General features: G+C 40.7%; 15 protein-coding genes. 9 read left to right on the top strand and 6 right to left on the bottom strand.

Annotated features, from left to right (window positions below; all coding sequences use genetic code 11):
• Window positions 1-16 precede the first annotated feature (16 nt).
• The 4 genes from AC1M9I_RS02515 to rplU all read right to left on the bottom strand — a co-directional run bounded on the left by AC1M9I_RS02515 (window position 17) and on the right by rplU (window position 2,417).
• Window positions 17-802 (bottom strand): RsiV family protein, encoded by a 786-nt coding sequence (locus AC1M9I_RS02515; protein ID WP_481610635.1) that lies wholly within the window; start codon window positions 800-802, stop codon window positions 17-19.
• A gap of 110 nt (window positions 803-912) precedes the next feature.
• Window positions 913-1,611: an outer membrane lipoprotein periplasmic chaperone LolA gene (gene lolA / locus AC1M9I_RS02510; protein ID WP_092766859.1), complete on the bottom strand. Its 699-nt coding sequence runs from the start codon at window positions 1,609-1,611 to the stop codon at window positions 913-915.
• 217 nt (window positions 1,612-1,828) lie between these two features.
• On the bottom strand, window positions 1,829-2,086 hold the full coding sequence (gene rpmA, locus AC1M9I_RS02505; protein WP_035267862.1) for a 50S ribosomal protein L27: 258 nt from the start codon (window positions 2,084-2,086) through the stop codon (window positions 1,829-1,831).
• Between the two features lie 19 nt (window positions 2,087-2,105).
• Complete coding sequence (gene rplU / locus AC1M9I_RS02500) at window positions 2,106-2,417, bottom strand: 50S ribosomal protein L21 (RefSeq protein WP_035267860.1); 312 nt, start codon at window positions 2,415-2,417, stop codon at window positions 2,106-2,108.
• A gap of 407 nt (window positions 2,418-2,824) precedes the next feature.
• Here rplU and sdsA point away from each other — a divergent pair, with 407 nt between their 5' ends.
• The 8 genes from sdsA to AC1M9I_RS02460 all read left to right on the top strand — a co-directional run bounded on the left by sdsA (window position 2,825) and on the right by AC1M9I_RS02460 (window position 13,456).
• On the top strand, window positions 2,825-3,802 hold the full coding sequence (gene sdsA / locus AC1M9I_RS02495; RefSeq protein ID WP_035267858.1) for an All-trans-nonaprenyl-diphosphate synthase: 978 nt from the start codon (window positions 2,825-2,827) through the stop codon (window positions 3,800-3,802).
• A 23-nt stretch (window positions 3,803-3,825) separates the two neighbouring features.
• Window positions 3,826-5,877 (top strand): site-specific recombinase, encoded by a 2,052-nt coding sequence (locus AC1M9I_RS02490; protein ID WP_092766860.1) that lies wholly within the window; start codon window positions 3,826-3,828, stop codon window positions 5,875-5,877.
• Between the two features lie 163 nt (window positions 5,878-6,040).
• Window positions 6,041-6,676, top strand: a complete 636-nt coding sequence (locus AC1M9I_RS02485; protein WP_481610634.1) for a phosphatase PAP2 family protein — start codon at window positions 6,041-6,043, stop codon at window positions 6,674-6,676.
• The gene (locus AC1M9I_RS02480) at window positions 6,676-7,917 is read left to right on the top strand and encodes an efflux RND transporter periplasmic adaptor subunit (RefSeq protein ID WP_035267853.1); all 1,242 of its coding nucleotides are present in this window, start codon (window positions 6,676-6,678) and stop codon (window positions 7,915-7,917) included. Before AC1M9I_RS02485 ends, AC1M9I_RS02480 begins: the two co-directional genes overlap by 1 nt.
• A gap of 12 nt (window positions 7,918-7,929) precedes the next feature.
• The gene (locus AC1M9I_RS02475) at window positions 7,930-11,106 is read left to right on the top strand and encodes an efflux RND transporter permease subunit (RefSeq protein WP_481610633.1); all 3,177 of its coding nucleotides are present in this window, start codon (window positions 7,930-7,932) and stop codon (window positions 11,104-11,106) included.
• Window positions 11,106-12,557 (top strand): multidrug efflux RND transporter AdeIJK outer membrane channel subunit AdeK, encoded by a 1,452-nt coding sequence (gene adeK, locus AC1M9I_RS02470; protein WP_481609858.1) that lies wholly within the window; start codon window positions 11,106-11,108, stop codon window positions 12,555-12,557. The genes AC1M9I_RS02475 and adeK overlap by 1 nt, the downstream gene beginning before the upstream one ends.
• A gap of 98 nt (window positions 12,558-12,655) precedes the next feature.
• Window positions 12,656-13,006, top strand: coding sequence for a YbjQ family protein (locus AC1M9I_RS02465; RefSeq protein WP_180027966.1), 351 nt, complete (start codon window positions 12,656-12,658; stop codon window positions 13,004-13,006).
• A 9-nt stretch (window positions 13,007-13,015) separates the two neighbouring features.
• A complete protein-coding gene (locus AC1M9I_RS02460; RefSeq protein WP_092766865.1) occupies window positions 13,016-13,456 on the top strand; it encodes a YbjQ family protein in 441 nt (146 codons plus the stop codon).
• 162 nt (window positions 13,457-13,618) lie between these two features.
• On the opposite strand, the gene AC1M9I_RS02455 is transcribed toward AC1M9I_RS02460, so the two are convergent.
• Window positions 13,619-14,425, bottom strand: a complete 807-nt coding sequence (locus AC1M9I_RS02455; protein ID WP_035266703.1) for an SDR family NAD(P)-dependent oxidoreductase — start codon at window positions 14,423-14,425, stop codon at window positions 13,619-13,621.
• A gap of 18 nt (window positions 14,426-14,443) precedes the next feature.
• The gene (locus tag AC1M9I_RS02450) at window positions 14,444-15,124 is read right to left on the bottom strand and encodes a hypothetical protein (RefSeq protein WP_035266700.1); all 681 of its coding nucleotides are present in this window, start codon (window positions 15,122-15,124) and stop codon (window positions 14,444-14,446) included.
• Window positions 15,125-15,311: 187 nt separating this feature from the next.
• Between AC1M9I_RS02450 and AC1M9I_RS02445 the strand changes: the two genes are divergently transcribed.
• Window positions 15,312-18,206, top strand: a complete 2,895-nt coding sequence (locus AC1M9I_RS02445) for a valine--tRNA ligase (protein WP_481610632.1) — start codon at window positions 15,312-15,314, stop codon at window positions 18,204-18,206.
• Window positions 18,207-18,343: the final 137 nt, after the last annotated feature.

Raw genomic sequence — 18,343 nt, 5'->3', positions numbered from 1 at the left:
ATTAAAATAGAGTCAATTACTCAGCAGCGAGTTTGGGTAGGTTTGGAAGATATTCTGACTGTATCAAACCATTCACACTCACATAAGGTAAAGTGAGTTCAGACATTCCTTCAGCATAGGACGCGAGTTCATACAGCGGATAAACAAATACGATACCATCAACTCCGTAATAGAAATTGTCACTTAATTCGAGTTTATCTTGTTCAATATTATGATCTGTAAGCCACATACTATTAGCACTATAAAGTGTTTCTAATAGCTTTTTATTTTGACCTTTCACAATTAAATCTTGTAGTGCTATTCTTTTTTTAGTTTTTAAATCGAAATGAACATATTCTTTGTGGTACATCCCATGTGCTGCACCAGCAGGATATACATAGCTCAGATATTCAAAACTCGCTATATTCTGATGTTGACTTAAATAACGTACCACAGTCTGACTTTGACTCAACTTCAGCGGATCAACAGTTTTAGTCTCTGAGCTCTTAGTAGCCGATTGGAATGGTATAGGGTCTGCTTTTTCTATCCGATTTTTAAAATACATATTAATCCACGGATGATTAGTTTCAACCGTTTGGAATGAATATTCTGTACACCCTGCCTCATCGCATACTTGCTTCTGTTTAGGCTTTAATTCGACGTTCTTCGATTCGATATACCAAGATTCTGATTGTTTTGCTTGCGCAGCAGTCTCATTGCTTTTTTTAGTTTCTGCATCAGATTTAGGCTGACAAGCGCCTAACATGATCATTGATGCACAAATAACACTCAATTTTCCAAACCGATTCATGTGTTTTAGCATATAGCCTCCAATAAAAATGAGTGTTTAACACAGAGACTATAAATTCTAGATGACATGAATTCAGTTGAAATTTGTAGTTAAAAAAAGCAGCGATAAACGCTGCTTTTATATTATTGGTCAATAATGTCTGTGCCTTTGGGCGGTGTAAAGTTAAATGTTGAATCCGGAATACCTGCATTCACTTTCACATTACTAAATTTAACGTGTGTAGTTTGTCCTAATGAATCTTCTAAAATCATTAAGCTTGGCGCTTTATTTACACCGAAACTAATGGTCAGACTCTGAAAGGCACCATCTTTCTGCTTAGGATATAACGTGTAATAAGTTTTAGCTTTATTTGGCTGTGTTACACGATATGACTGCATAATTTGGTTGGTATTACCAGACAATAATAATGCTGGTGTATTGGCAACTTGCTCATCCATATTTTGACGAATTGCCTGCTGTAGATCTGGGTCATAGATCCAAATCATCTTTCCAGAAGTCACAATTGTTTGTTTTGCTGGTGCTGTAGTTTCCCAATAGAACTTACCTGGACGAGCAACTTTCATCACCCCAGTAAAAGTCTGATTCATATGTTGAGCACTCAAACCTTGTTTTTGTGGTGCTTTACTAGATTTAGTTGCTTTCGTTGTTTGTTCAAAATTTGCCGTTAAACTTTTTATTCCGTTTAATTGACGAACCAAGTTTGCGGTCGCTTGTTGCTCCGAAGCAGCCACTGGCGCTGCGAAAACTTGAGTGCTTGCGACTGGTGCCATCATTGCAGCACTCATTGTAATTGCACCAATCGTTTTACGAAGCATTGTCATGATCCCACCTTTTGTTATTGATCATCATTTGATATGGAGTCATCTTAAACCAAATTTGATCGCTAATAATTGAGAAAATAAGAACTTTTGTATTGTTATTTAGCTAAATTGTTGAAAATACTTCATCATGATGAAGATTCACTTCAGTTCAAAAACTTTCTTTCAGATATAAAAAAACCCACTCAAGAGTGGGTTTTTTGGTTATGCCTGATAAAACTTATACAGTTTCAACAGATACATAACGACGGCCAAATTGACCTTTAACTTCGAATTTGATCACGCCATCAGCGGTAGCAAATAAAGTATGGTCACGACCCATACCAACGTTAGCACCAGCGTGGAACTCTGTACCACGTTGACGAACGATAATGTTACCAGCAGTCACAGCTTGACCACCGAACATTTTAACACCTAACATTTTAGGATTTGAGTCACGACCGTTACGTGTCGAACCACCGGCTTTTTTAGTTGCCATGTCTATTTACTCCTCGTAATTAGCCTGAAATAGCTGTAATTTTCAACTCAGTGAACCATTGACGGTGACCTTGTTGTTTACGATAGTGTTTACGACGACGCATTTTGATGATGCGGATTTTGTCGTGACGACCATGGCTAACTACTTCAGCAGTTACTTTAGCACCAGCAACAACTGGAGCACCAATTTGAATGCTATCACCGTTCACTAACATTAATACGTCATCAAACGTAATAGTAGAACCAGTTTCAGCTTTCAATAATTCAACTTTAAGGGTTTCACCCTCAACAACACGGTGTTGTTTACCACCGCTTTGGATTACTGCGTACATAATGTACTCCAACAGGCCCGTGTCGTCGTGCCGATAAAGGAATATATCGATCTTAAAACGAACGCCACTGGGGGTTATTCAAGGGCAAGGATTTTAAGTGATAATGAAATAAACAACAAGGTCTTTTGTCTAAAAGTTAACTTTCATCCCGAAATATCTATTTCTTACATGAAAATAACAATTTGCTGATTGATTAAACTATATTTATTCACAAAATGAACTACTTCGAATATCAAATGACATATCAAGTTTTATTGGTATTATGAAGATTAAATCACAAACATGAATAGAAACTGAACAACATTAAGAAAATCATGCATATTCATGTGGCAAAGCGACCAAAACTTTCACTTAAATTGTTACACTAGCTGAGTAACATCTACTGTTTGTATAAGGACTTCATTGTTATGGCCATCGATTTTAAGCAAGACATTCTCGCACCTGTTGCTACAGACTTTGCTGCGATGGACCAACTTATTAATGAAGGAATCAGCTCTAAAGTTGCTTTGGTGATGTCAGTCAGCAAACATGTGGTTGAGGCAGGTGGTAAACGCATGCGTCCTATTATGTGTTTATTGGCTGCTCGCGCTTGCGGTGAAACCAACCTAGAGCATGCCCAAAAGTTAGCTGCAATTATTGAAATGCTGCATACCGCTACACTGGTACATGATGATGTCGTAGATGAGTCTGGGTTACGCCGTGGTCGTCCTACAGCGAATGCAACATGGAATAACCAAACCGCTGTACTTGTTGGAGACTTCCTGATTTCTAGAGCTTTCGATTTGCTCGTAGATTTGAACAATATGGTGTTATTAAAAGACTTCTCAACAGGAACATGTGAAATTGCTGAAGGAGAAGTACTTCAACTGCAATCTCAACATCAACCTGAAACCACTGAAGCGACTTATTTAGATATTATTCACGGCAAAACATCTCGTTTGTTTGAATTGGCGACTGAAGGCGCTGCGATTCTTGCCAATCAACATCAATATCGTGAAGCACTCAGAAAATACGCAGGTCATTTCGGGAATGCATTTCAAATCATAGATGACATACTCGATTACACCTCTGACGCAGAAACACTTGGTAAAAATATTGGCGATGACTTAATGGAAGGTAAGCCAACACTGCCACTGATTGCTGCTCTACAAAAAACTTCTGGTGCAGAGCACGATATTATCCGTCGTAGCATCACTACAGGTGGTACTGAACATTTGGATCAAGTGATTCAGATTGTTCAAAACTCTGGTGCACTAGATTACTGTCGCGAACGTGCTGTTGAAGAAACTACAGCAGCTCGTGAGGCATTGTTACAACTGCCTGAAAGTATTTATCGTCAAGCGCTTGATAATTTGGCGCAATTAGCATTAGATCGAATCCAATAAACTTCAACTAAAAAAATTTGCGTATGCATATAAACTTTAATGATCTTTTTAAACAAATGCAGGAGCAACTTGACCATCATCAAGCTGCTCCAGACGAAAACATACTCATTGAACTCGTTAATCGCATCCGTCCATCAGACAGTTATAACCTAGAAGAAATTAATCAAAAATTTCAGGCGTTGATTCAAGCGTTATTAATTACGCCGACTGCAGCCACCACTTTTCAAGCCTATATCGTTCATCTGATCAATCGCTATAAACAAACCACTATTTATGCGGACAGTGGGATTCTTTCTCTAGATGGTTTTTGGAATCAGTTGGGTCAACGAATGGGAGCGCATGTTCTTCCCCTTTTGACCGATGAAACTGATTTAAAAGATTTAGTCTTCCGTGTCTTTCATTTACGTAGCGATAAATATTGGCTAGAAAATATTGAAGATCAGCAATGGATTCAGTTTTTTCAGATTGTCAATCAAAGTAATGGCAGCTTAGATGCAAAATTTGGCATCAAACGCGACATGATTAAAGCCATTACTGTTTTATCTTACCGTATCAGCGGTATTGGACTTTATCCTGAGTTTATTAATGCACAACCAGAACTGACTGAATATGAGTCACCTTTTTTGGTGCAGAATCGTGAAATCATTGAATTTATTGAGCTATACAAAAAACATTATAGTGAAGTTGATGATCTCACTGCTATGGTCGTACCCGACGCCAACCAAGCTTTGGTGATGATTGAGCAGTGTCGCGATGTTGTTTTAAAGATTCGTCGTGCTACGAAAAGAATTGGGGTAAGTTTAAGTCTCACTTATTTATTGTCTTTGCTTGAGCAATGTTTAGATCGTATTGAACTATTATTGAACTTATTGACTGAAACTGGAAAAGTTCAATACTTAGCACTAGCTGAGTTATGTCAAGATTTAGTTGCGGCTCACTATGAGGAGCGAAGTGTTCGAGAGCTTTTAAAAACAAACAGTGAATTAATCGCATTACAAGTCACTGAAAATGCCAGTAAAACAGGCGAACATTATGTAAGTACCAATAAAGCTGGTTTCTTCAGTATGTACAAATCAGCCGCAGGTGCAGGCGTCATTATCGCTATCATGGCGACCTTGAAGATTCTCACTGCGCGCATCGCCATGGCACCTATCATGCAAGCCTTCGCGTATAGCATGAACTATGCATTAGGTTTCATGTTGATCCATGTACTGCATTTTACCGTTGCAACCAAACAACCTGCTATGACTGCAGCTGCCCTAGCCGCGACAGTTCAACAAAAGAAAGGGTCTCGAACTGCACAAATTGCAGAACTTGCTGCACTGATTATCAATATTATCCGTACGCAGTTTGTCGCTATTCTCGGCAATATTTCCATTGCAATTCCGGTTGCAGCATTGATCACCATGATGTGGCCGTTGATTCTGGGTGAACAATTACTCAATCACAGTAAAGCAACATATTTACTTCATAGTTTGAATCCTTTTACATCCCTAGCAGTCCCACATGCAGCTATTGCAGGTGTATGTCTATTTTTATCTGGTTTGATCGCAGGTTACTTCGACAACATGGCAGTGTATCGTAAAGTCGGACCTCGCTTAAAAGCACATCATCGTCTAAAAAACTGGCTAGGTGCTGACAGACTGGAAAAGTTTGCAAACTATATTGAACGTAATTTAGGAGCACTAGCCGGGAATTTCCTGTTCGGAATCATGCTAGGCAGCATGGGGACAATTGGCTTTATTCTTGGTCTGCCTTTAGATATTCGTCATATTGCCTTTGCTTCAGCAAACTTTATGCAGGGCCTATTGAGTATCAATGGCACGCCTGAAATAGGGCTCATTATTGTTTCATTCCTTGGTGTATTATTAATTGGTTTGACCAACTTATTTGTCAGCTTTAGTCTCACTATTATTGTGGCATTACGCGCACGACGTGTTCGTTTTGAACAATGGAAACCTCTAGCAAAATTAGTATTTACTCACTTTGTTACACGACCAATGGACTTTTTCTGGCCCCCAAAACAACCTTTAGAGGTCGAAGATCCAATTTCACCAAAGAAATCTTCTCATTAGATATTTGTGTTATTTTTTGTGCTAAAAATAAGATGCACATTGTAATGAAATTACTATAAATTATGCTTTTACACTGACTTGAAAAAAAGTGTACTGGCGAGTACACTTTGACGCATTCATGCAATAAATGTATGCGACTATAATATAACTCAGGTTATTTTATATGCCTTACTTACTGATTTTAATAGGTTGTTTAGGAATAACGATAAGTAGTATAGGAATCTATATTCCAACGATACATCAGCTCGATCTCACTGCTGTTTCATGGATGAGTCAACACCGCAATCCCCTCATAGATGGAATTGCGGTTTTATTGTCTCATGTTGGCGGTTTACCGATCATGCTGATGTGCGTGGCGATCTGGACCTTACAGCAATGGCGATTAAAACAATATGCTAACTGTCTATTTATCTCACTTGGTCTCGTTGGTGGTGCCTGTCTTGGCTGGTTACTCAAATATGCTTTCGACCGACCTCGTCCAAATGCAATTTATCAAATCGTTGAAACTTATGGAGCCGCATTTCCAAGCGCACATAGTCTCTATGCAGCAGTGATTGCTGGTTTGATGATCATGATCTTTCGAAACCATCATCAAAGTAGAATCATTTTTGTCGCTGCCTGTATATGGTTTGTTGGCATGGGTTTTTCACGGGTTTATCTCGGTGCTCATTACCCGACAGATGTTGTTGCAGGTTGGAGTATTGCGTTGATATGGCTGACTATACTGTGGTTAGTCCTATCACAACGGATAGCAAAGCAAACAATTATTTTTAGAGAAAAATCTAACGAGGTGGAATAATGATGTCGGCAAAGCTTTGGGCCCCTGCCCTCACTGCTTGTGCTCTTGCAACAAGTATTGCACTTGTGGGTTGTAGCAAAGATCCAAAAGATGCAGAGCAAGCCGCTGCACAACAGCAAATGCCGCCAACTGAAGTTGGTGTCATCGTTGCTCAACCACAAAGTGTTGAACAAACTGTCGAGCTTTCGGGTCGAACTTCAGCCTATCAAATTTCTGAAGTACGTCCGCAAGCAAGCGGTGTGATTTTAAAGCGTCTGTTTGCTGAAGGTAGTTTTGTGCGTGAAGGACAACCTCTGTACGAAATTGATGCAAATACCAACCGTGCGAACTTAGACAGTGCAAAAGCAGCCTTAGTTCGTCAAAAAGCCAATCTCAATGCGCTTCAAGTTAAAGCTGACCGTTATCGCCAACTTGTCGGTATCAATGCTGTGTCTAAGCAAGAATTTGATGATCTACAAGCACAAGTTAAATTGGCACAAGCAGATGTTGCAGCTTCAGAAGCAGCGGTGAAAAATGCGCAGATTAACTTAGGTTATTCTACTGTTCGTTCACCAATTTCAGGGCAATCAGGTCGCTCTAGTGTGACTGCAGGTGCATTAGTAACGGCTAATCAACCTGAAGCATTGGTGACAATCCAACAGCTTGATCCAATCTATGTTGATATCAACCAATCAAGTGCAGAGCTTCTTCGCTTACGTCAACAGTTGAGTCAAGGCAGCATCGACCGCAGCAACAATACTAAAGTTCGTTTAAAACTTGAAGATGGCAGCATTTACCCTATTGAAGGTAATCTTGCATTCTCTGATGCAAGTGTAAATCCAGAAACAGGGACAGTTACCCTTCGTGCTGTGTTCTCAAATCCGAACCAATTATTATTGCCAGGAATGTTCACTAATGCTCAAATTGTGCAAGGTGTAATTCCTAATGCGATTTTAGTGCCTCAAGCGGCTGTGACCCGTACACCAACAGGTCAAGCGACTGCGATGATCGTGAATGCGAAAGGTGCAGTTGAAGTACGTCCAATTGAGACAGCAGGTGTTCAAGGTAAAGATTGGATTGTGACCAAAGGTCTAAATACAGGTGACAAGGTCATTGTAGATGGTGTGGCGAAAGTTAAACCTGAACAACAAGTTGTAGCTAAACCTTACCAACCTCAAGCTGCAGCACCTCAAGCCGGCAAAGATGGTCAACAAGCAAAGCCAGCAGCTCAATCTGAACAAAAAGCTACTTCAAATGCATAAGGAGTAGACTGAATGGCTCACTTTTTTATCCATCGCCCAATTTTCGCTTGGGTGATTGCATTGGTCATCATGTTGGCGGGTATTTTATCCCTCACCAAGATGCCAATTGCCCAATACCCAACGATTGCACCACCAACGGTATCGATTTCTGCAACATATCCGGGTGCATCTGCTGAAACTGTTGAAAACACAGTAACGCAAATTATTGAACAACAAATGAATGGCTTGGATGGGTTGCGTTACATCTCATCTAACAGTGCGGGTAATGGACAAGCTTCCATTACACTAAACTTTGAACAAGGTATCGATCCTGATATTGCTCAGGTACAAGTTCAAAATAAACTTCAATCAGCGACTGCACTTTTGCCTGAAGACGTACAACGTCAAGGTTTAAAAGTTACCAAGTCTGGCGCAAGCTTCTTACAAGTTATTGCGTTTTATTCTGAGTCAGATGCATTAGATGCAAATGACATTAAAGACTATGTAAACTCAAATATCTCTGAACCACTTAGCCGTGTGACTGGTGTTGGTGAAGTGCAAGTATTTGGTGGTTCATATGCTATGCGAATTTGGATGGACCCATCCAAAATGGCCAACTTGCAAGTTACACCGAGTGATATTGCAAATGCATTAAGAACTCAGAATGCGCAAGTGGCGGTAGGTCAGTTAGGTGGTGCACCTTCTGTACAAGGTCAAGTTTTAAATGCGACTGTAACTGCTCAAAGTCTTTTACAAACACCTGAACAATTTTCAAATATTTTCCTTAAGAACTCACCGAATGGTGCACAAGTTCGTTTAGGTGATGTCGCTAAAATTGAATTAGGTGCAGACAACTATGCATTTGACTCTAAATTTAATGGTCAACCTGCAGGTGGTGTAGCGATTCGTTTGGCAACGGGTGCAAACGCATTAGATACAGCCCAAGCGATTGAAGATCGTTTAAAAGAATTACGTCCAAACTATCCAACAGGTATGGTGGACAAACTTGCTTTTGACACAACACCATTTATTGAGCTCTCAATTAAAAGTGTTGTGAAAACCTTAATTGAAGCGATTATCCTCGTATTCTTGGTCATGTTCTTGTTCCTACAAAACTGGCGTGCAACCATTATTCCAACAATGGCTGTTCCCGTGGTTGTATTGGGTACATTTGCCGTGATCAACATGTTCGGATTCTCGATCAACACATTAACCATGTTCGCTATGGTTCTCGCCATTGGTCTTTTGGTGGATGATGCGATTGTCGTCGTAGAAAACGTTGAACGTGTTATGGCAGAAGAGCATCTTGAGCCTGTGGAAGCGACTGAAAAGTCGATGGGACAGATCTCTGGTGCATTGATTGGTATTACCTCTGTCTTAACTGCAGTATTCGTACCTATGGCATTCATGGGGGGTACGACAGGTGTAATTTATCGTCAATTCTCTATCACACTCGTTACAGCAATGATCCTTTCATTGATTGTTGCATTAACCTTTACCCCTGCATTGTGTGCGACCATGTTGAAAAAACATGATGCCAACAAACCTCAAAGCAATAACATTTTTGCCCGTTTCTTCCGTTGGTTTAACAATGGTTTTGACAAAATTTCGGTGAAATATCAAAACGGCGTAAACCGTTTAACACATGCCAAGCTATTTGCAGGATTGGTTTATGGTGTTGTGATTGCTGTGATGGGTTGGTTGTTTGTCAACCTTCCTTCTTCATTCTTACCAGATGAAGACCAGGGTGTGGTGATGACTCTCGTTCAGCTACCACCAAATGCAACGCTTGAACGCACTGGTAAAACAATTGATCAAATGACAGGCTTCTTCCTCAATAACGAGAAAGAACATGTTGAATCTGTATTTAGTGTTGCTGGTTTCTCGTTCACGGGTATTGGTCAAAATGCGGGTCTTGCCTTCATTAAGTTGAAAGACTGGAAAGACCGTACCTCTCCTGAATCTCAGGTCGGTGCAATTATCCAACGTGGTATGGCACTGAATATGATTGTGAAAGATGCCAGCTATATCATGCCTCTTCAACTTCCAGCAATGCCGGAGTTGGGCGTGAGTGCAGGCTTTAACCTACAGTTAAAAGCAGCTGCAGGTCAAAGTCACGAGCAATTATTAGCAGCACGTAATGCTGTACTCGGCTTAGCTTCTCAAGATCAGCGTTTAACAGGTGTTCGTCCTAACGGACAAGAAGATACGCCTCAATATCGTGTCATCGTCGATCATGCTCAAGCAGGTGCTATGGGAGTCAGCATTGCTGAAATCAATAGTACGATGGGTATGGCATGGGGTGGTACATACATTAATGACTTCATCGATCGTGGTCGTGTGAAAAAAGTGTATGTCCAAGGTGAAGCGAGCTCTCGTATGATGCCTGAAGACTTAGACAAGTGGTATGTCCGCAATAACCAAGGTACGATGGTTCCATTCTCAGCGTTCGCAACAGGCGAATGGACTTATGGTTCACCACGTTTAGAGCGTTATAACGGCGTTTCTTCCATGAACATTACAGGCACTCCAGCTCCAGGTGTGAGTTCGGGTGATGCAATGGCAGCGGTTGAAGAAATCATTGCGAAGCTTCCTTCAATGGGCTTACAAGGCTTCGATTACGAATGGACTGGTTTATCTCTTGAAGAACGTGAGTCTGGCGCACAAGCACCATTCCTTTATGCTCTTTCGTTATTGATTGTCTTCCTCTGCTTGGCAGCCTTATATGAAAGTTGGTCTATCCCATTCTCTGTACTCATGGTTGTGCCATTGGGTATTGTTGGTGCACTTGCTTTAACATTCTTGGGAATGATTATTTTGAAAGATCCAAACCTTTCAAATAACATCTACTTCCAAGTGGCGATTATTGCCGTGATTGGTTTGTCCGCGAAGAATGCGATCTTGATTGTAGAATTTGCGAAAGAGCTTCAAGATCAAGGTGAAGAACTCTTCGAAGCAACCTTGCATGCCGCGAAAATGCGTTTACGTCCAATCATTATGACCACATTGGCTTTCGGTTTTGGTGTTCTTCCACTAGCTCTCGCTTCTGGCGCAGGTGCAGGAAGTCAACATTCCGTGGGTTATGGTGTACTTGGTGGTGTAATCAGCTCAACACTTTTAGGGATCTTCTTTATTCCAGTGTTCTATGTATGGATCCGAAGTATCTTTAAAACAAAACCAAAACAAAATAAACAGGAGCAAATTTCGTGATGCAAAACGTATGGTCTATTACAGGTCGTAGCATTGCGGTATCTGCAATTGCGCTTGCTTTGACAGCATGTCAAAGCATGCGTGGTCCAGAACCGGTCACTCAAGCCAATATTCCAGGAAGTTATCTTGGCAATGCTTCTGGTCCATCTATTGCGGAGCAAGGTTATAAGGATTTTTTTGTAGATCAACGCTTAATCCAAGTTTTGGATTTAGCCTTGGCAAATAACCGCGATCTTCGTAAAGCAACGCTAAATATCGAATTAGCACGTCAACAATTTCAAATCAGCCAAAACAATCAATTGCCTACGATTGGTGCAAGTGGTGGTGTTTTACGACAAGACACGATCAATTCGCCAAGCCCAGTAACAACCTATAATGTAGATTTAGGTTTAACGGCTTATGAAATTGATTTTTGGGGTCGTGTTAGAAGTTTGAAAGACAATGCCCTAGACACTTATCTTTCAACTGCAAGCGCACGTGATGCCACTCAAATTGCCTTGATTAGCCAAACAGCTCAAGCTTGGTTGGCTTACTCATATGCGCAAGCGAATCTTAAGCTCGCTGAACAGACGCTGAAAGCTCAACTTGAATCTTACAATCTCAACAAAAAACGTTTTGATGTGGGAATCGACAGTGAAGTTCCGCTTCGTCAGGCTCAAGTTTCTGTTGAAACGGCACGTGGCGATGTTGCTGAATACAAGACTCAAATTGCACAAGCGGTTAATGCGTTAAACCTCCTTGTAGGTCAACCACTACCTGACAATTTATTGCCTAAAGAGAGAATCACACGTGTGACATCAACCACTGCTTTTGCGGCTGGTTTGCCAAGTGATCTACTCAACAACCGTCCAGATGTTAAAGCGGCTGAATATCAGCTGAGTGCGGCTGGTGCGAATATCGGTGCTGCAAAAGCGCGTTTATTCCCAACCATTAGCCTCACAGGTTCAGCAGGTTATGCATCAACAGACTTAAGTGATTTATTTAAGTCTGGCGCTTTTGTTTGGTCTGTTGGTCCTAGTCTAGATATTCCAATCTTTGACTGGGGTACACGTCGTGCCAATATTAAAGTCTCTGAAACACAGCAACAGATTGCATTGTCTGATTATGAAAAATCAATTCAATCTGCGTTCCGTGAAGTGAATGATGCTTTGGCAGTGCGTCAAAATATCGGTGAACGTTTAACTGCACAACGCCGTTTAGTTGATGCGACCAATACAACCTACAAACTCTCAAATGCCCGCTTCCGCGCTGGTATTGACAGTTTCTTAACTGTATTAGATGCGCAACGTACATCGTATAGTGCTGAGCAAGGTTTATTGCTGCTTGAACAAGCGAACCTTAACAACCAAATCGAGCTCTATAAATCACTCGGTGGTGGCTTAAAAACTAATACTACGGATCAAGTGATTTATCAGCCTTCAAGCTCAGATTTAAAATACGACAAGAAGTAATTTTTTGTTTAAACAAAGCTCACTTCGGTGGGCTTTTTTATTGTCCCAAATACTGATATTTTGTCATTAATTATCCTTTTTATAACGACTTCAATCACATGCTGTTAAGTAATTTAGAATCTGTACCTGGTCATCAAATTCAACAACAATTTGACGTGGTATATGGTAGTACCGTCAGAAGTAAACACGTTGGACGTGATTTACTCGCAGGACTTAAGAATATCGTCGGTGGAGAACTTACCGCATACACGGAATTACTTGAAGAGTCTCGTCAAGAAGCAATGAACCGTATGATTGATAAAGCACGTGCCTTAGGGGCGAATGCGATTGTCGGAATTCGTTTCTCGACTTCCAATATTACCCAAGGTGCTTCCGAATTATTTGTTTATGGCACAGCTGTGTATGTCACACCGAATGCACCTAAAATTCCTGATCCATTCACCTCTTAAGGATTCGTTATGGATGGTATCATTTTTCAGGTGGTTATCTTTCTCATCCTATTTTGTATTGGATTTGGATTTGGTCGCTATAATGAACAAAAGCATCTTAAGCAACTTGATGAACAAGAAGCGCGCTTAGCTTATATCAAGTTAGATAGTCAGCGTTTTAAAACTTCTGAAAACCATGGACAAATGATCAGCAGTAATGTTGTGATTTCGCATGATTATTTTAAGTTTGTACTTGCGCAAATCCAAAATTTCTTTGGTGGACGCTTACGCAGTTATGAAAGTATTGTTGAACGTGCAAGACGTGAAGCTATTGTTAGACTTAAACTTGAAGCTGAAAAAATGGGCGCAACTGAAATCTTAGGGTTAAGACTCAGCACCACAGATTTAGGACTTCAAGGTGGAATGGTTGAAGTATTCGCTTACGGAACTGCTATACAAAAGAGAGACTAAAAGTCTCTCTTTTTCTTTACAGGTATGTAGTAGTCACTCAAGCCCTATACTTTATTTGAGGAGTCTTCAAACCCCTTATCGCTCGCATGATCATTGAGATAGAAAACCAGACATAGTTGATAAAATTTTTCTTATCGATACGCGGGTCACGATCATTAAAAATTACTTTACTTTCATTTTTCGGATCATTCGATACAGTATTGCTGGTGATAACCGTGAAATAAAGACGCCTAATTTTTCTTTTGCCCCACCCACGACAATATACTCATCCCCTTTCAATAATGCCTGTACGGTTTGTTTAGCAAATTCCTCTGCTTCTAAACCATTTTCAATAGCCTCATCTTGATAACCTTGGGGCTTTCCTTCACCGTTTAAAGCGTTAAAGGATACATTGGTTTTCACGAATCCCGGGAAAATTACCGAGACACCCACACCATCTTGCGCAACTTCAGCACGTAAGCTATTCGCCCACATATGAATCGCACCTTTGGCTGCCGAATAAGTCGCACGATATTGTGTGCCCAATAACCCAGCGACACTTGAGATAAAGGCAATTCGTCCTGACTTTTGTTGCTGAAAAGTCGGCAAAACCGTTTTGGTTAAAAAAACTTGAGAGAAATAGTCAACTTCCATGATCGCACGTTCAGTTTGCATGGTCGTGTCTTTAATTAATGCACGTTGTGATAGACCTGCATTATTGATTAACCAATCAATACGTCCTTTTTGTTGGAGAACTTGTTCATAAGCATGACGAACTTGTGATTCATCTGTGATATCCGCTTTAATGGAAATATGTCGTTCTGGGTGTGCCAAAGACTGCCTTACCGTTTCCAGCTCTTCAAAACGACGAGCCGTCAAAATAACCTGTGCCCCTAAACTGGCACATTCAGCAGCCAACGCTTTACCAAGACCTGATGATGCACCTGTAATCCACACCACTTTCTGATCAAGCTGTTCCAACTTTGCCATTCCCTTTATCCTTATGGTTTAAGCATTTAATTTTGCTTTTTGCTGTCCTTCATTATCAAGAAAAACCAGAAAATGGTCAAAGTACTTCACGATACTTTGTGCATCATGAATTTTGCTTAAATTTTCAAATCGCTTGTACCCTAATCCTGTGGTCAGACTGATCACACCATTTAAGGTTTTATCCACCACCATATTAAATTTCAGCATTTTTTTAGGCTCACGAATTAAGCTCGTAACGCCTTGATCAACCACTTTAGTGAAGGCTTTTAATCCGGGAGCAACATATTGATTTTGACCTTCACGCATACGTTCTGCACAGCCCAGTAACTCATTCACAATAACTTTTTCAACTGGGTATGAAATATAGTATTTTCCATCTTGTTCATACATCAAACTTTGTACATGATTCACCATAGGCGTTAAGCGATCATTACCAAAAAAAGATACCGACCAAGGCATGTATTTCAAGATTGCATCTTGCACTTGTTTCAATACTTTTGCTGAGTCTTGATCCTTTGCATTAGAATCTTTGACCAGTGTGCCAAAGGCTTGATCAATAATCTCACAAGCAATTTTGGACAGATTATCTCCAAGAATTTTAGCTTGCGCTTCACGATCTCCTGCATTGAGTTTTTGGTGAATAGTTTGATATTGCTGATAAGTTTCAGGTTGTAAGCGCAAAGAAATAGTATAGGTCATGCTATTGTTATCCTTTATTGTCAGGCCGATTCCGCGAGTTGACGCTGGCTTTAGTGTTATTCAAAATCAATTACTGTTCGATTGTGTGTGATTTGAAACGAGAATGCATTTGCTTAACGTGCCTCTCCATGCATTTTTTTTGCTACAATAGATGCAATTTTTTATCTACTTTTGATCTGTTCGAACTATGACTGATTCAGCGCAAAATATTGCTACAACCTACGATCCGACCGAGATCGAGAAAAAATGGTACCAAACTTGGGAAGAACGCGGTTACTTTAAGCCGTCTGAAAAAGGCGAGTCTTTCTGTATCATGATTCCGCCACCAAACGTCACTGGTAGCTTGCACATGGGTCATGGTTTTAACAATGCCATCATGGATGCTTTGACACGTCATAAGCGTATGTCTGGCTTTAACACGCTTTGGCAACCGGGTACTGACCACGCAGGTATTGCCACACAAATGGTTGTAGAGCGTCAGTTGGGTGCACAAGGCGTAAGTCGTCATGACTTGGGTCGTGAAAAGTTCATCGAAAAAGTATGGGAATGGAAAGAACAATCTGGCGGTAATATTACCCGTCAAATCCGTCGTTTAGGTTCTTCTGTAGATTGGTCTCGTGAACGCTTTACCATGGATGAAGGTTTATCAAACGCGGTAAAAGAAGTGTTTGTAAAACTGCATGAAGAAGGTTTGATTTACCGTGGTAAACGCCTTGTAAACTGGGATCCAAAATTACAAACTGCCCTGTCTGATCTCGAAGTTGAGTCTGATAAAGAAGAACAAGGTTCACTATGGCACTTCAAATATTTCTTTGAAGATAAGTCACTTCGTACGCATGATGGTAAAGATCACATCGTGGTAGCAACGACTCGTCCTGAAACATTATTAGGTGATACAGCCGTTGCTGTTGCGCTTGATGATGAACGTTATGCACACTTAGTTGGTCAAAACATTATCCTACCAATTACAGGTCGTGCGGTTCCGATCGTTAAAGACGAATATGTTGATAAAGAATTCGGTACTGGCTGTGTAAAAATCACCCCTGCGCATGACTTCAATGACTATGAAGTGGGTAAACGTTGCGAATTGCCAATCATCAACATCTTCAACAAAAATGCGGAAGTGTTGGCTGAGTTTGAATATATCGCAAAAGCGGGCGAGCAAATTTCTAAAACAATTCCTGCACCTGCGGACTATATTGGTTTAGAGCGTTTTGAAGCACGTAAAAAGTTAGTTGAACAAGCGGAAGCTGAAGGCTGGTTAGACCAAATTCAACCATATACATTGAAGCCACCTCGTGGTGACCGTTCAGGTGTAATTGTTGAACCATTACTCACAGACCAATGGTATGTGAAGATTGCACCACTTGCGAAACCTGCAATTGAAGCGGTTCAAGATGGTCGTATTAAGTTCGTGCCTGAGCAATACAGCAACATGTACATGGCGTGGATGAATAACATTCAAGACTGGTGTATCTCTCGTCAATTGTGGTGGGGTCACCGTATCCCTGCTTGGTACGATGCAGAAGGCAATGTATATGTAGGTCGTAACGAAGATGAAGTTCGTGCGAAAAACAACATCCCTGCAGATGTTCAGTTGGATCAAGATGAAGACGTATTGGATACATGGTTCTCATCTGGGCTTTGGACATTCTCAACTTTAGGTTGGACGGGTGACGAAGCGAAAGATAAAGAAAACTACTTCCTAAATACCTTCCACCCGACTGATGTGTTGGTCACAGGTTTTGACATCATCTTCTTCTGGGTTGCCCGCATGATCATGATGACCATGCACTTCATGAAAAATGCAGATGGTACGCCTCAAGTGCCGTTTAAAACCGTATATGTACATGGTTTGGTACGTGATGGCGAAGGTCAGAAGATGTCTAAATCTAAGGGTAACGTGCTTGACCCATTAGACTTGATTGACGGTGTTGATCTTGAAACTTTAGTACAAAAACGTACGACAGGTTTGATGAACCCGAAACAAGCAGCGAAGATTGAAAAATCAACACGTAAAGAATTCCCTGAAGGTATTCAATCTTACGGTACTGACGCAGTTCGTTTCACATTCTGTGCGCTTGCAAACACGGGTCGTGACATTAAGTTCGACATGAAACGTGTTGAAGGTTACCGTAACTTTGCCAACAAAATCTGGAACGCAACTCGTTTCGTGATGATGAACTGCGAAGAGCAAGTGATTGGTCAAGAAGTACGTCAAGACCTGTGGGAATTGCCTGAACAATGGATCGTAAGCCGTTTACAAAAAGCAGAACAAGCGGTGCAAACAGCATTTGCGACTTACCGTTTAGACTTGGCTGCACAAGCAATTTACGAGTTCATTTGGAATGAATACTGTGACTGGTATGTAGAGCTGACTAAGCCTGTTCTAAATGATGAAAATGTATCGGTTGAGCGTAAAGCTGAAGTGCGTCGTGTTCTTCTTTCTGTGATGGAAGCGTCTTTACGTTTGGCTCATCCGTTGATGCCGTACTTAACAGAAGAAATCTGGCAGACACTTGCGCCAAAACTGAACATCGTTGGCGAAACAATTATGCTTGCACAGTACCCTGTTGCTGACCAAGCGTTAGTTAATGAACAAGCTGAAGCAGATATGCAATGGCTTCAAGGTTTGATTGGTGCAGTACGTAACATCCGTGGTGAGATGGGCTTAGGTAATGCTCGCTTGTTACCTGTTCTGCTTCAAAACACAACTGATGCAGAAAAAGCACAGATTGCTCGTATTGAACCGTTGTTTAAAGCATTGGCAAAAGTTGAAAGCATTACGTTCCTTGCTGATGCTGAACAACCACCATTGTCATCGTCTTCTGTAGTGGGTCATGTGTCTGTATTCGTTCCAATGAAGGGTTTAATTGATCCTAAAGCGGAATTAGGTCGTTTACAAAAAGACTTAGACAAGGTTCAAAAACAGCATGACCAAATTGCAACGAAGCTTTCAAATGAAGGTTTTGTGGCGAAAGCACCTGCGGCTGTGGTTGAAGGTGAGAAAGTAAAACTTGCTGAGTTTGCTGATCAATTAGCGAAGATTAAAGCGAATATGGAGCAAATTGCAGCGCTTTAATGTGTTGTTAATTTAACCAAATTTGTAGTATAAAGGGCTGATTATTCAGCCCTTTATAGCTTAAAAATGCTGATTTCATAACAATATTTTATATATCCAATAGTAAATTTGATGTAGTATAAATTATGAATTGTAGT

This window comes from Acinetobacter sp. ANC_7553, from assembly GCF_056779895.1.
This window is presented reverse-complemented; position numbering and strand designations above follow the sequence as displayed.

Coding starts and splice junctions, on each gene's coding strand:
- AC1M9I_RS02515 (WP_481610635.1), bottom strand. CDS start 802: ATGCTAAAACACATGAATCGGTTTGGAAAATTGAGTGTTATTTGTGCA.
- lolA (WP_092766859.1), bottom strand. CDS start 1,611: ATGACAATGCTTCGTAAAACGATTGGTGCAATTACAATGAGTGCTGCA.
- rpmA (WP_035267862.1), bottom strand. CDS start 2,086: ATGGCAACTAAAAAAGCCGGTGGTTCGACACGTAACGGTCGTGACTCA.
- rplU (WP_035267860.1), bottom strand. CDS start 2,417: ATGTACGCAGTAATCCAAAGCGGTGGTAAACAACACCGTGTTGTTGAG.
- sdsA (WP_035267858.1), top strand. CDS start 2,825: ATGGCCATCGATTTTAAGCAAGACATTCTCGCACCTGTTGCTACAGAC.
- AC1M9I_RS02490 (WP_092766860.1), top strand. CDS start 3,826: ATGCATATAAACTTTAATGATCTTTTTAAACAAATGCAGGAGCAACTT.
- AC1M9I_RS02485 (WP_481610634.1), top strand. CDS start 6,041: ATGCCTTACTTACTGATTTTAATAGGTTGTTTAGGAATAACGATAAGT.
- AC1M9I_RS02480 (WP_035267853.1), top strand. CDS start 6,676: ATGATGTCGGCAAAGCTTTGGGCCCCTGCCCTCACTGCTTGTGCTCTT.
- AC1M9I_RS02475 (WP_481610633.1), top strand. CDS start 7,930: ATGGCTCACTTTTTTATCCATCGCCCAATTTTCGCTTGGGTGATTGCA.
- adeK (WP_481609858.1), top strand. CDS start 11,106: ATGCAAAACGTATGGTCTATTACAGGTCGTAGCATTGCGGTATCTGCA.
- AC1M9I_RS02465 (WP_180027966.1), top strand. CDS start 12,656: ATGCTGTTAAGTAATTTAGAATCTGTACCTGGTCATCAAATTCAACAA.
- AC1M9I_RS02460 (WP_092766865.1), top strand. CDS start 13,016: ATGGATGGTATCATTTTTCAGGTGGTTATCTTTCTCATCCTATTTTGT.
- AC1M9I_RS02455 (WP_035266703.1), bottom strand. CDS start 14,425: ATGGCAAAGTTGGAACAGCTTGATCAGAAAGTGGTGTGGATTACAGGT.
- AC1M9I_RS02450 (WP_035266700.1), bottom strand. CDS start 15,124: ATGACCTATACTATTTCTTTGCGCTTACAACCTGAAACTTATCAGCAA.
- AC1M9I_RS02445 (WP_481610632.1), top strand. CDS start 15,312: ATGACTGATTCAGCGCAAAATATTGCTACAACCTACGATCCGACCGAG.